Origin of the sequence: Cobetia sp. 14N.309.X.WAT.E.A4 (assembly GCF_030397495.1) — a bacterium.
GTDB classification, from domain to species: domain Bacteria; phylum Pseudomonadota; class Gammaproteobacteria; order Pseudomonadales; family Halomonadaceae; genus Cobetia; species Cobetia marina.
This window is the reverse complement of the sequence record NZ_JAPNXT010000005.1, coordinates 200,512-214,156: the sequence shown is the minus strand read 5'-3', so window position 1 is coordinate 214,156 and position 13,645 is coordinate 200,512. Positions and strand designations below refer to the sequence as shown.

Genomic DNA, 13,645 nt, shown 5'->3' with positions numbered 1-13,645 from the left:
CACTCCGCCTGCTCTGGTAGTCATCATGAAGCTCAATTACGACCTCAACCTCCTGCGCACCTTCCATGCGCTGTATCTCGAGCAGAACGTCACCCGCGCCGGCGAGCGCCTGCACCTGAGTCAGCCCTCGGTGAGCGCGGCGCTGTCGAAACTGCGCGAACTGTTCAATGACCCGCTGTTCATTCGCGACCGCCAGCGCATGCGCCCCACCGAGAAGGCCGACCATCTGTTCCCGACCATCGAGGCGGCGCTGACCGACCTCGACGGCCTGATCAACAGCGAGCGACACTTCGACCACACCACCGAGAGCCGTCACTTCGAGATCGCCGCCAACGACTACTTCGAGGTGCTGATCCTGCCGCAACTGGCGACGATCCTGCGTGAGCAGGCGCCGGGCATCACCCTCCAGGTGCGTCGTCTCTCGCAGGACATGAGCGAAGCCGGCGTGATGAGCGGCACGACGGATCTCGCCTTCGGGCGTCAGGTCGACCCGCCCGAGAATCTGGTGGTGCGTGAGGTGATCACCGAAGGCATCGACTGCCTGGTGGGCAATGGCCATCCCTTGCTGGAGCGTCTGGATGGCGAGGGCCGCATGACCAAGGCGGATTTCGAGCACCACGCCCATGTGCTGGTTCAACCGCATGCCCGCCTGAAAAGCGGCATCTTCAAGCAGCTCGAGGGCCAGGGGCTCAAACGCGAGGTGGCGCTGGCCGTCACCTACTTCATGGCCGTGCCCTCTCTGCTGGAACGCTCGCCGTTGATCGCGAGCCTGCCCACCGGGCTGTGCCAGCATTTCTGTCGTCAGTTCGCCGTCACCCTCGTGCCGCCACCCGTGGCCTTCGCCTCCTTCCCCTTCCATCTGAGCTGGCATCGCCGCTATCAGAAGGACCCGGCGCACCGCTGGATCAGGGAGCAGATCATCGCGTGTTGTCAGCGTCTGGCAGAGGGTCAGAAGGTGCTGTCCTGAGCCACTGGTACGCATACGCAAGCCCCCGGAAACGAAAACGGCCCCTCACCATCCAGTGAGGGGCCGTTCTTTTCATGCCACAGGTCATGCCACAGGATTCAGCAGGCGAGCATCAGGCCTGCTCGGCCGCCAAGGCAGCACGATGGGCGTGCAGCTTCTGGTAGCTTTCGATCAGACGCAGGTGGCGATCCAATCCTTCCAGTTGCATGTTGGTGGGCTCCAGACCATGGAAGCGCACCTCACCCTGCACGGAGCCGACCACGGCAGCGATGGTGTCTTCACCGAACATGCGGCGGAAGTTGTAGAGGTAGTCCTCGAGCTCCAGCTCATCGTCGAGGGTGATCTCCAGCACCGCCTTCATGGCCTGGTAGTAGAGGCCGCGCACGACGGTGTTGTCGTTGTACTGCAGGAACATCTCGACGCGATCCAGCGCATCCTCGTGCTGACCCAGCGCGAGATTGATCATCAGTTTCAGCTCGAGAATCGTCAGCTGGCCCCAGATGGTGTTCTCGTCGAACTCGATGCCGATCAGCGTCTTGATGTCCATGTGCTCATCAAGCTGGCTCTCTTCGAGACGCTCGCCCAGGTCCGCCAGCTGATCGTCATCGAGACGATGCAGATTGAGGATGTCCTCGCGGTAATCCAGCGCCATGTTGGTGTTGTCCCACACCAGGTCCTCAACCGGATAGACCTCGGAATAGCCCGGCACCAGGATACGACACACCGGCGCGCCGAGGTCCTCGTGCACCGCCATGTACGATTCCTTGCCGATCTCATCGAGGATACCGAACAGGTTGGCGACCTCTTCTTCATTGCTGCCGGAGAAGTCCCACTCGACGAACTCGATGTCAGTCTTCGAGCTGAAGAAACGCCAGGAGACGAGGCCTGATGAGTCGATGAAGTGCTCGACGAAGTTGTTCGGCTCGGAGACGGCCAGCGAGTTGAAGGTCGGCGGCATGAAGTCGTTGAGACCCTCGAAGCTGCGGCCCTGCATCAGCTCGGTCAGGCTGCGCTCGATGGCAACCTCAAAGCTCGGATGCGCGCCGAAGGAGGCGAAGACACCGCCGGTCTTCGGGTTCATCAAGGTCACGCAGGCCACCGGGAACTGACCGCCCAGCGAGGCGTCCTTGACCAGAATCGGGAAGCCCTGAGCTTCCAGTGCCTCGATGCCCTCGACGATTTCCGGGTACTTGGCCAGCACCTCCTGCGGCACGTCCGGCAGGGTCAGTTCCTGCTCGAGAATCTCGCGCTTCACGGCACGCTCGAAGATCTCGGACAGGCACTGCACCTGGGCTTCCGGCAGGGTGTTGCCAGCGCTCATGCCGTTGCTGAGGTACAGGTTCTCGATCAGGTTGGACGGGAAGTAGATCGTCTCGCCATCCGAGCGACGGGTGAACGGCAGAGACACGATGCCACGATCCGCACGCCCGGAATTGGTATCGATCAGATTGGAGCCACCCAGCTCGCCGTCCGGATTGAAGATCTCCAGGCAGTAATCGTCCAGCACGCCTTCCGGGATCTCGTCATTCGGGCCCGGCTGGAACCACTTCTCGTTCGGGTAGTGCACGAACTCGCTGTCAGCGATGGCTTCGCCGAAGAACTGATCGTTGTAGAAGAAGTTGCAGCTCAGACGCTCGATGAACTCGCCCAGCGCCGAGCACAGCGCGCTCTCCTTGGTCGAGCCCTTGCCGTTGGTGAAGCACATCGGCGAGGCGGCATCACGAATGTGCAGTGACCAGACGTGGGGCACGATGTTGCGCCAGGAGGCGATCTCGATCTTCATGCCGAGATCATTCAGAAGGCCCGTCATGTTGGCGATGGTCTGCTCCAGCGGCAGGTCCTTGCCCTCGATCCAGGTGCTCTGGCCTTCCGGCGGCTCCGCCATCAGCAGGGCCTGGGCGTCCTCGTCGAGGTTGTCGACCGTCTCGATCTCGAAGCCCGGGCCGGTCTGGACGACCTTCTTCACCGTGCAACGCTCGATGGAGCGCAGGATGCCCTGGCGATCCTTGTCGGACAGCTCTTCCGGTAGCTCCACCTGGATCTTGAAGATCTGGTTGTAGCGGTTTTCCGGGTCGACGATGTTGTTCTGCGACAGACGGATGTTCTCGGTCGGGATGTTGCGCGCCACGCAGTACACCTTCACGAAGTAGGCCGCGCACAGCGCTGAGGACGCCAGGAAGTAGTCGAACGGGCTCGGCGCCGACCCATCGCCCTTGTAGCGGATGGGCTGATCGGTGATGACCGTGAAGTCGTCGAATTTCGCCTCGAGCCTCAGGTTGTCGAGAAAGTTGACCTTGATTTCCATGAACGATGCACCGCTGTGAAGAGTATGGGCGCCAGCACGCCGGAGGCGGCTACGCGATGGGCGCCATTATCCAGATTTTGGGGGCCTGCGTCGCGGGTGAGACGAAAAGCGGAAGACTTGCGCACTCCTGCTGTCGCCAGCCGCTGAGGGAGGCCGGCGGATCTTCTTCACTTCCTGAAACATCCGGTGCAATCGCCGCCACTTTCTTGACGGTCCGGGGATTGTCACCTATTAGTTAATTTATACGCATAAATACAATAATTGATGCATTGCCATGTTCCGCCCCCTGTCGTTGTCCACGACAGGTCACAACACCCCCCACCAACCACAATAAAGGGGTATGCAATGATGAAGCGCTTCACGACCCGCAAGGTCGCCATCTACGGCAGCATGCTGTTCGGGTTTTTCATGCTCGAGAGCCCGATGATCCTGATGGCCAACAAGATCGAGCCCATGGTGATGGGAACCCCGTTCTTCCTCGTCTGGAACCTGGTGTGGTGGGGCTTCCTGACCGCCGTGTTCCTGTATGCCTACCTGACCAACTGGGGTAGCGCCAAGGCCCCTTCCACCGGCGGCAAGCGCTGAGGAGCTCATCATGACGGGAAGTATCTTGATCATCGCGGCCTTCATGATCATCCCCTTGATCGTCGGGCTCGTGTCCGCGCGAAAGTCCCAGACGACAAGTGAAGATTTCTTCGTGCAAGGGCGGGCCATGGGCAGCATTGCCGTGTTCTTCACGGTGGCGGCCACCTGGTGGAGCGCCTTTGCCTTCCTCGGTTCCAACGCCACCTTCTATACCAGTGGCCCCATCTATCTCACGGCGCTGGCGTGGAACCTGCTCTTCGGCTTCATGTACTACTGGGTGGGCAAGCGTGTCTGGTATCTCGGCAAGCGCTTCGACTACCTGACGCCGTCAGACCTGATGGGCGATTTCTACAACAGTGAAGCGCTGAGAATTCTCGTCGCCGTCATCACGCTGATCTTCACCGTGCCGTATCTGCAGATCCAGCTGACCGGTGGCGCGTATCTGATCGAGGTCGCCTCGGGTGGCGTCGTGCCCTTCTGGCTGGCCGCGCTGCTGTTCTACTTCATCATCATTGTCTATGTGTGGGTCGGCGGGATCCGCGCCATCGCCTGGACGGATGTGATCTACGGGGCGCTGCTGTTCTTCGGCATGATGTATGCGGGCTATTACATCGCCGGCCAGGCAGGTGGCCCGACCAGCATGTTCGCGCAGCTTGCCAGCGACTCGCCTGCGCATCTGACCCTGCCGGGGCCGAATGGCAACATGGGCTACTCCATGTGGTTCTCGCTGTTCGTGATCGTCGCCATCGGCGCCTTCATGGGCCCCCAGATCTGGCTGCGCATGTATTCGGTGAAAAGCGGCAAGCTGTTCGGCTTGATGCCTTTCCTGCTGGGGCTCGCCGCCTTCGCCTACTTCGGTTCGGTACTGACGGGCTATACCGGCGTACTGCTAGAACCTGACCTGGAGAATGCTGACCAGATTCTGCCCGTCATGCTGATGAACTATGCGCCCTACCTGCTGGCCTCGCTGATCATGGCGGCTGGGGCCGCCGCGGCGATGTCCACGGCCAACTCCCAGATCCATGCGGTATCGACCGTCGTCACCATGGATATCTACAAGCGCTACGTGAACCCGCAGGCGAATCAGGAACGCATCGTCCATATCGGGCGCCTGTCCCTGGTGGGCTTCTCTCTCGCGGCCTACATCCTGGCCCTGACCGTTCCGGGACTGCTGGTCACCATCGGCATCGCGGCACTGGCGGGTACCGCTCAGCTGATCGTGCCGACACTGGGCGCCATCACCTGGCGCAAGGCGCACCCGCAAGCGGCCTTCTGGGGCCTGAGCTTGGGCATCGTGACCGTCCTGTGGCTGTCCTACGGCGCCAGTGTCAGCAATCCGCTTGGCCTGCATGCCGGCATCTGGGGCCTGATTCTCAATGCGTCAGCCTTCGTGATCCTCAGCCTCGCCCTGCAGCGCAAGGATGCCGAGGTGGTGGAACGCTTCGCCCAGGCGCGTCGGGATTACACCGCCGAGTATCACCCGGAGCAGCTGGAAGACGCCGAGGCTGGTCCATCTCGGGTGATCGAAGCCCGCTGACCAGAACAAAGGGCCTGCATCACGCAGGCCCTTTTCGTTTCCGAGCACATTCAGCCACTCGATTGATTGCTACCCAATGGACAGGATCGGCCATGAACCCAGTCTCTACTCCCACGCAATTATCTGAATTGACAGCGATTGATGCCCTGGCACTGTTTCGACGAGGCGAGCTCTCCCCCGTCGAGCTGACCCGAGACTGCCTGGAACGTGTCGACACGCTCAACCCCAAGATCAATGCCTTCGTGCACATCGCCCATGATGGGGCAATGAAGGCGGCGAAAGACGCCGAAGCCCGCTGGATGAAGGGCACGCCCTGCGGCCCACTGTGTGGCGTGCCGACCACCTTGAAGGACCTCACGCTGTCGCGCGGCATGCCGACCCGGTACGGCTCCGCCACCACATCCCCGGATGGAGGCAGTGATGTCGATGCCCCGGTGGCTGCGAGTCTTCGCAAGGCAGGCGCCGTGTTTCTCGGCAAGACAGCCTCACCGGAGTACGGCTGGAAGGGAGTGACGGACAACCCGCTGCACGGCGTGACACGCAATCCCTGGAATACCGCGCTGACCTCCGGGGGATCCTCGGGTGGAGCTGGAGCAGCGGCCGCGCTCAACCTGGGCATGCTCCATCAGGGCAGTGATGCAGGTGGCTCGATCCGCATTCCCTGCAGCTTTACCGGCACCTTCGGCCTGAAACCCACGTTTGGCTGGATTCCCCAGTGGCCGACCAGTGCCATGTCGACCCTCTCACACCTGGGACCAATGACGCGCACGGCCTCCGATAGCCTCCTGATGCTCGAGAGCATGGCGCAGGCCGATAGCCGAGATGGTCTGCTTGGCGATCCGGACAGCCTCAGAATGGACACCCGAGCGCCAGTCTCGCTGCAAGGCTGGAAGATTGCCTACAGCCCGACCCTGGGTTACGTGGAAGTCGCGCCAGACATACGCAAGCGAGTGGATAACGCCGTCGCTCAGCTGTCCCGACTGGGCGCGGAGGTCATCGAGATAGATCCGGGCTTCTCCTGCCCGCTGGAGACCTTCAATACCCTGTGGTTCGCGGGTGCCACCCAGGTGCTCGAGAAGATGACCGACAGCCAGCGAGATCAGATGGACCCGGGCTTGCTGGACATTGCAGCGCGCGGGAGCAACATTTCCTTGTCGCAATATCTGGCGGCAAGACGAGAGCGAACTGCGCTTTGCGCACACATGCAATCCTTCCACGAGCAATGGGACCTGCTGATCACTCCTACACTGCCCATCTCACCTTTCACTGCCGGCCACAACGTACCGCCGGAGGGGAAATATCACGACTGGATGGAATGGACCCCCTTCAGCTACCCCTTCAACCTCACTCAACAACCCGCTGCCTCCCTCCCCTGTGGGCTGGATGACCAGGGACTGCCTGTCGGCCTGCACATTGTCGGAGGAAAATTCCAGGACATGAAGGTGATGCATGCCGCCAGGTTGCTGGAGGAGATGCTTCCTGAACTTGTCTATCCCAAGCTCTCGCAATGAAACGGTCATGAGAAAGGCAACGCATAAAAACGACACTGTCATCGACAGTGCCGTTTTTACATCAACAGGTTCTATAGAAAATCGCCGGCTGCTTTCTGATCAATCCGCCTCGGAAAGCTGCATGATCATGCGTGTCGTCAGATAAAGGCGTGGCACGATGCTATCAACCAGCACAAATTCTTTGTCGCTATGATAGCCGCCCCCGACGAGTCCCAAGGATTCTAGCACTGCGGGTTTCTCGGAATCAGCATGGTAGGCGTAGGCCGCATCGGTGCCGCCACCTATCTCGACCGCTTGCAGTGTCTGCCCCAGCTCTTGATAGATCTTCTGAGCCTGCTCGGCCAGCTTCTGACTCTGCGGATTTTCAGGTAGCGGCGGGCGTCCCTTCTCGAGGTGGAACTCCACTTCGGTGTCATCGATCAACTGATTCTTCGTGATGGACTGCGCTTCCTTCAAGACGCGCTGATACTCGCTACTATCGAAGTAGCGCATATCACCTTCTGCCTTGGCATGCTCGGGAATCACGTTACGTTTGACGCCACCCTCGACAATCGTCCAGTTGAGTGTCGTCTCCTTGTCCGCATCACCCAGTTCATTCAACTGCAGCAGCTGATGGGACAACTCCATGATGGCGTTGCGCCCTTCTTCAGGTGCGCCACCGGCATGGGAGGCACGGCCTTTTACCTCGAGAAATGCATAGTTGATGCCCTTGGTGACGACGGTCACGGCATCGACTCCCGGATCAGCAAAGGTCGGCTCGAATACCAGAACGGCGTCTTGATCAGCCGATAGCTCATGAATCAGTTCATGCGAACCGGGGGAGCCTTTCTCTTCATCAGGATTGAAGACGACCGTCACCTGACCATAGTCATCAAACCCAAGCGTCTTCAGCGCCTCGAGACTGTGCAGAATAACGGCTGCACCGCCTTTCGCATCGCCCACGCCAGGACCATAGGCACGCCCATCCTCGATGTGGAAGGCACGCTGCGTAGCGGCGCCTTCATCGAAGACAGTGTCATAGTGAATCATCAACATGATCTTGCGACTGCCATCTCCCTTGAGGCGACCGACAATCGTGTTTCCACCATATGTCTCGGCGGGATACGTTTCCACCTGTGCACCAAGCGCCTTGAGATGCTTGGTAAGCATTGCCTCGACATCGCTCAAGCCTGCTTTGTAACCCGTGCCAGAATCCACATTGACCAACGTTTCGAGTGTCGAAAGCAAGGGGGCTCTTTGCTGCTCGACGGCATCCTGCACATCCTGATGATCCGCAGCTTGTGCATTGGCACTGCACAACCCATATGCCAATCCCATCGCCAGCATCGATAACCGCATTTTCCACCTCTAATATTGTTATATAAGGAATATATGAAGGTAAGGTGGATAGCCTGGAAACGCAAACCCGTGGGTCGTCAGCGCTCATCTCTCGTGACGCTCATGGCACAGCTTCATCACGTGAGGCTGCACGCCCTCTCAACCGACGGCTACGCGAACAGCTCTCGCTGCTCGACATCAAAGCGGATATCGCCAAGCGTGAACGTAGTCAGCAACTGGTGGCGACACTTGACGCCATGAATCAGAAGATGGCCCGCGGCACCGCACGTCTGGGCGTCGCACGCCCCGACGCCGCCTGGCAACTGCGCTGCGCCCACCGCAGCGCCCGCTACACCACCAACTGGCAGGAATTGAAGCGGTTGCGTTAGTGCCAATACTCGCCACTCAGTCGCGTCGTATTGTCATTGACCAGCTCCACCAGAAAATCAGCGACAGCACGGACACGACGTGAATGCGCCAAGTCTGTCTGCATGACCAGATAAATGTCTTGATCGATTGCCGTCACGGCTGACAGGCAACGTAAATCAGCCTCGCGGCCAATGAAATGCGGCAATAACGCGATACCAAGTCCTGCTTGCGCAGCGACGACCTGAGACCTCAGCGACGTCGTTCTCAATGCCGGTTCTCGTCCCTGTAACGCAGTCTCGATCCACTGTGAGGCAGGTAGGTGTGAGTAATGATCACTCCAGGTGATGAAGCTATCGCGGAAAAACGATTGAGATGCCCATGAATCCATGACTCCTGACGCTGAGAGAGGTCTGATCTCCTCGATTCTCTGACTTGCATACTCAGCGCTGCTGTAGAGCCCGTAGCCAAGGACGCCCAACCGCCTCAATGTTACGTTTCCGCGCTCCGGCTTGAGCATGCGCAGTGCAAGATCGGCATCCCGGCGATGAAGATTGACGGTCGTACTATCGGTCATCAATTCAATCGATAGCTCAGGATAACGCTGATAAAAGGCTGGCAATGCCGGCAGGATCAATTCCGTGGCTAGATTTTCTGCTGTTGCCAGACGTACCTTCCCGCTGATCTGCGCTTGCGCAGAGACCTCCGAAGCAAAAGCCAAGGCCGCTGATTCCAGCCCTTCGGCCTTATCAAGCAGATCCTCCCCCTCCTCCGTGAGCTGATAGCCCGTTTGCTGACGCACGAACAGCGGTATCCCCAGCGCCTGTTCAAGTCGCTCGATGCGGCGCGACAACGTCGCTATGCCCAATTTCAGCTCGCGTGAAGCAGCACTCAAAGTCCCTAGCCGAGCGACAGCGAGAAACACCCGCGTGTCATCCCAGACCCAGCCGCGTGAACCTTGCCTTCCATTTCTGGAAAACGACTTATCCAACTCGTCAATTTTTTTCATTCCAGGATAGTGACACGCTGTCACTCCAACACTCAAGGAGACATCGAATGGAACATCGAATCCTCGGTAATGGCCTGTCAGTATCCGCCATCGGCCTCGGCTGCATGGGAATGAGCGAATTCTACGGGCCCCGCGATGACACTGAGTCATTGCGCGTTCTTGATCAGGCTATCGAGCTTGGCATCAACTTCCTGGATACCGCCGACTGCTACGGGCCACATCACAACGAAGCGTTACTCAAGGATGTTCTGGCCAAACATCGAGCACAGATACGCATTGCCACCAAGTTCGGCATCGTGCGCAATCCGGGCGAATATGCACGTCGCCTCGATAACAGCGCCGAGTACATACGTACTGCCTGCGATGCGTCCTTGAAGCGCCTTGGTATCGAACAGATCGATCTTTATTACGTGCATCGTGTCGATGCCAATCAACCGATTGAGGAAACCATCACTGCGTTGGCAGAGTTGGTGAAGGCAGGCAAGATCGGCCATATCGGACTCTGTGAGGTAAATGCGGAAACACTGCGCCGTGCTCATGCAGTACACCCGATCACGGCAGTGCAGACCGAATACTCACTATGGACGCGGGATGTCGAGCAAAGCATCTTGCCGACATGTCGTGAGCTGGGCATCGGCTTTGTTCCCTACTCGCCGCTTGGTCGTGGGTATCTCACCGGACGCTTTCAACACAATGATGCCTTCGGTGAAGGTGATTTCCGTTCAGACCTACCCCGCTTCTCCGATGAGGCAATGGCAACCAACCGCCGGATGGCCGAGGTGATTGCCGATATGGCAAATCAAAAGGGTTGTACTGCCGCGCAATTGTCGCTGGCTTGGCTGCTATCGAAAGGAACTGACATCGTACCGATTCCCGGCACCAAGCAGCAGTGCTATCTCATGGAGAATGCTGCTGCCACGACATTTATCCTCACCCCTGAAGAGCAACGTCTACTGGAAGAAGCCACAGCTCAGATACCCATCATCGGGGAGCGTTACACCGCAGAAGGCATGAAGGGAGTGAATGCGTAGATATCGCGCGTAATCTGATCGGATTGTTGCACCTACAGCAAAGGTGTTTTACGCCAGTGCCGCTTTATCAATGACTTGCGAACACTCATGCTGTGCGCCATTGCTGAAAAGCCAACAGTTGTGGAGTACCCGGCATGAAGATTCTACTGATCAACGGCGGCAAGGCCTTTGCCCATTCCAATGGCGAGCTGAACGCGACGCTGCATGAACTGGCGCGCGGTGAGCTGGCCGAGCTGGGTCATGAGGTGCGTGAAACCGTCATCGAGGGAGGCTTCGAGGCCAAGGCGGAAATCGAGAAGCAGCTGTGGGCGGACCTGATCATCTATCAGACCCCAGGTTGGTGGATGGGTCTGCCGTGGACTGTGAAGAAGTATCTCGATGACATCCTGACTGAGGGCCACGGCGCGCTGTATGCCAGCGATGGCCGTCACCGCACCAACCCGACCCAGGGCTACGGCACGGGTGGCTTGATGCAGGGCCGCAGCTACATGCTGTCACTGACCTGGAATGCGCCCCTCGAAGCCTTTGATGAAGCGGGCAACTTCTTCGAAGGCAAAGGCATCGATGCCGTCTACTATCCCGTGCACAAGGCGATGGAATTCCTGGGCATGTCGGCACTTCCGACCTATCTGGCCACTGATGTGATCAAGAATCCCGATCTGGAGGCTTACACGCGGGCCTATCGTGAGCATCTGCGCGAGCATATCGGCCGCGCCTGAAGGCTCAAAGGAGAACCCACCAGCGCTGAGAGCCATCAAGCTGTAACTTGCCTTGAACAAGAAGCCCGCCATCAGTCATGTTTGACGACCGATGGCGGGCTTCTCGCGCTCTAACGGATAACGACCAGCGCTCACTGTTGCAGTGACGCGGACCTCAGAAACTCCAGCGGGCATGCGTCCAGAAGATCCGCCCGGGCTCATTGACGCGCACGTCGCCTTGCAGCGGATCATCGTAGAAGCGATTGACGTGGTAGGCGTAGGCCTTGTCGAACAGGTTGGAGATGCCGGCGCTCAGCTCGATGGTGTCAGTGACACGATAGCCCCCTTCCAGCCCGACGATGCCGAAACCTGCCGTCTTCTGTTCGCTGTCGGAGATGCGTGATTGGCGTGCTGCCGCATCGAGACGTGCACCGGCCCACCAGGCATCGGCGTCATAGCGTGTCGCCAGATAGCCATTGAACGGTGCCACCTGGGACAACGGCGTGCCATCGCTCAGATTGGTGCCGTGGGTGGCGGCGACGCCTGCCGAATGCCGCCAGCCATGCTGCTGCCAGCTGGCCTCCAGCTCGAGACCATAGATCTCGGCTTCGACGTTGTCATAGGTGGTCAGCGAGTCCCCTTCGCGCAACTCGATCCAGTCATGCACCCGGTTGTAGTAGGTGTCCGCCGAATAACGCCACGCGCCCTGCCTGACTGCCACGCCCAGTTCGAGCTGCTGATGGATCTCGGGCTCAAGCTCGGGATTGCCCAGCCAACCGTCAGTCTCGGACTGGCGGTTGTAATAACGCTCGGTGGCGGTAGGGAAGCGCACGCTGCGACTGAGCGCCGCGTAGCCTTTCACCTCATCGTTGACGCGATGCTCCAGGCGCGCCAGCGCACTGAGCTCCCCATCCCGCTGACTGGCCTCGACATCCTCTCCGTACTGATCCCGCCAGGCGGAGATGGCCGAGGCATTGCTGCCCACCACCTCATCAGCATCTCGCGCATCGCTGAGGGAGACGTCATAGCGCGCACCGGTCACCAGACGATTGTCGGCATCCAGCGGGGTATCCAGCTCGGCAAATACGCCACCGCGCGTGCGCACGACATCCGGCCAGGTCTGACTGTCCGAGAGGCTGTCCAGCGACATGCCCATCCGGGAGTCGGCGTTGCTTTCCAGACGCTCGGCGTCAGCGCCTAATGTCAGTGTCGCGTCACGCCCGGCGACGGTCAGCGGGATATCGCCCTGGGTGCTGGCATACCAGGTCTCGGTGGTCGCGCTGGAGAACATGGCCATGTCGCTCATGTCCATGTCCATGTCTGAGCTCATGTCCATGCTGGAACTCATGTCCATGCTCGATCTGGAGTCATCAACGTCACGCAGGGTGACGTTGTCCATGTCGTGCACGACGCGAGCATGGTTGATCTGCGATTCGGTATGCGAGAAAGGCCCGACGTTATCGATGGTCAACTTGAGGTACTGGCGGTCCATGTCACTGCGTGGCGCATCCATGGTGGGATAGAGCGCATCGTCGATCCTGACGACAGCGACCCCCGCTTCGATGGCGACATCCTCGGTGGCGAAGGCCCCGACACGGATACTGCCGTTGTCGCTACGATAGGCACCAGACTGGGTATCGCCGTTGCCGTCCTCATAGTTGTTGCGCTCGGAATGCTCGACGTCCAGCGCAGCCCAGACATCGCCCTGCTTGGCGGTCAGCGACAGCGTCTCGCTGGTGGCATCGTCATTGCTGCGCCAGCCGGCCCCCAAGGTGCCATGCACGCCGTCATCGTCGGTGCGTGATGGCGTGTGACGCGTCACCTCGACGGTGCCTGCGGCAAAGCTGGGACCACGACTGACGCTCTGCGCGCCCTTGTAGAGGGTGAGATCCGACTGACTGCCGGTGGTCGCATAGCCCAGCGTGGTGTCCATGCCCCCGGGGCAGGCCGGATAGAGCGGCGCCCCATCGACCTCCTGAATCAGGCGTTCACCGCCCTGCGCCCGAAAGATGGCCGAGACACCATGACTGCCCAGACGAGAGCCACTGACACCGTTGACCTCACGCAACTGCTCACCGATATCCAGATTGCCCTTGGCATGCCCCTGGCTTGACTCGACGATGGGGCTGGCCATGGGTGCCTCGGCCTCGACATGCACCAGAGGCAGTTGCGAGACGGAGCTCTCCTCGGCGTGGACGCCAAATGAGGCACTGCTCGCCAATACCGCCGCGACCGTCACTGGCAGACGCCGACGACTGGGCAGACCGCTCATGGCCTGCGCGAGCGGAGAAGACGGAAGTGATGGGAAGACGGTTGAGG

11 protein-coding genes are annotated in these 13,645 nt (G+C 59.7%); 7 read left to right on the top strand and 4 right to left on the bottom strand.

Annotation, left to right across the window (positions count from 1 at the left end; genetic code table 11):
• Positions 1 to 25 precede the first annotated feature (25 nt).
• Positions 26 to 967, top strand: a complete 942-nt coding sequence (locus OW493_RS09325; RefSeq protein ID WP_077371304.1) for a LysR substrate-binding domain-containing protein — start codon at positions 26 to 28, stop codon at positions 965 to 967.
• Positions 968 to 1,079: 112 nt separating this feature from the next.
• On the opposite strand, the gene OW493_RS09320 is transcribed toward OW493_RS09325, so the two are convergent.
• Positions 1,080 to 3,272: an OsmC domain/YcaO domain-containing protein gene (locus tag OW493_RS09320; protein WP_084208482.1), complete on the bottom strand. Its 2,193-nt coding sequence runs from the start codon at positions 3,270 to 3,272 to the stop codon at positions 1,080 to 1,082.
• Between the two features lie 345 nt (positions 3,273 to 3,617).
• Between OW493_RS09320 and OW493_RS09315 the strand changes: the two genes are divergently transcribed.
• The 3 genes from OW493_RS09315 to OW493_RS09305 all read left to right on the top strand — a co-directional run bounded on the left by OW493_RS09315 (position 3,618) and on the right by OW493_RS09305 (position 6,905).
• Complete coding sequence (locus OW493_RS09315) at positions 3,618 to 3,857, top strand: hypothetical protein (RefSeq protein ID WP_289863949.1); 240 nt, start codon at positions 3,618 to 3,620, stop codon at positions 3,855 to 3,857.
• A gap of 10 nt (positions 3,858 to 3,867) precedes the next feature.
• Entirely contained in the window at positions 3,868 to 5,394 is a 1,527-nt protein-coding gene (locus OW493_RS09310; RefSeq protein ID WP_289863948.1) for a sodium:solute symporter family protein, read from the top strand.
• Between the two features lie 92 nt (positions 5,395 to 5,486).
• Positions 5,487 to 6,905, top strand: coding sequence for an amidase (locus tag OW493_RS09305; RefSeq protein WP_289863947.1), 1,419 nt, complete (start codon positions 5,487 to 5,489; stop codon positions 6,903 to 6,905).
• Between the two features lie 99 nt (positions 6,906 to 7,004).
• On the opposite strand, the gene OW493_RS09300 is transcribed toward OW493_RS09305, so the two are convergent.
• A complete protein-coding gene (locus tag OW493_RS09300; protein ID WP_289863946.1) occupies positions 7,005 to 8,231 on the bottom strand; it encodes a glutamate carboxypeptidase in 1,227 nt (408 codons plus the stop codon).
• 56 nt (positions 8,232 to 8,287) lie between these two features.
• On the opposite strand from OW493_RS09300, the gene OW493_RS17215 reads away from it, so the two are divergent.
• Positions 8,288 to 8,611, top strand: a complete 324-nt coding sequence (locus OW493_RS17215) for a DUF4113 domain-containing protein (protein WP_354670148.1) — start codon at positions 8,288 to 8,290, stop codon at positions 8,609 to 8,611.
• Here the strand turns inward: OW493_RS17215 and OW493_RS09290 are convergent.
• The gene (locus tag OW493_RS09290; RefSeq protein ID WP_289863945.1) at positions 8,608 to 9,597 is read right to left on the bottom strand and encodes a LysR family transcriptional regulator; all 990 of its coding nucleotides are present in this window, start codon (positions 9,595 to 9,597) and stop codon (positions 8,608 to 8,610) included. The two genes, OW493_RS17215 and OW493_RS09290, sit on opposite strands and share 4 nt — an antisense overlap.
• 47 nt (positions 9,598 to 9,644) lie before the next feature.
• Between OW493_RS09290 and OW493_RS09285 the strand changes: the two genes are divergently transcribed.
• Entirely contained in the window at positions 9,645 to 10,628 is a 984-nt protein-coding gene (locus tag OW493_RS09285) for an aldo/keto reductase (RefSeq protein ID WP_289863944.1), read from the top strand.
• 134 nt (positions 10,629 to 10,762) lie between these two features.
• Positions 10,763 to 11,347 (top strand): NAD(P)H-dependent oxidoreductase, encoded by a 585-nt coding sequence (locus OW493_RS09280; RefSeq protein WP_289863943.1) that lies wholly within the window; start codon positions 10,763 to 10,765, stop codon positions 11,345 to 11,347.
• A gap of 154 nt (positions 11,348 to 11,501) precedes the next feature.
• Here OW493_RS09280 and OW493_RS09275 read toward each other — a convergent pair whose 3' ends face one another.
• Entirely contained in the window at positions 11,502 to 13,598 is a 2,097-nt protein-coding gene (locus tag OW493_RS09275; protein WP_289863942.1) for a TonB-dependent receptor, read from the bottom strand.
• Positions 13,599 to 13,645 lie beyond the last annotated feature (47 nt).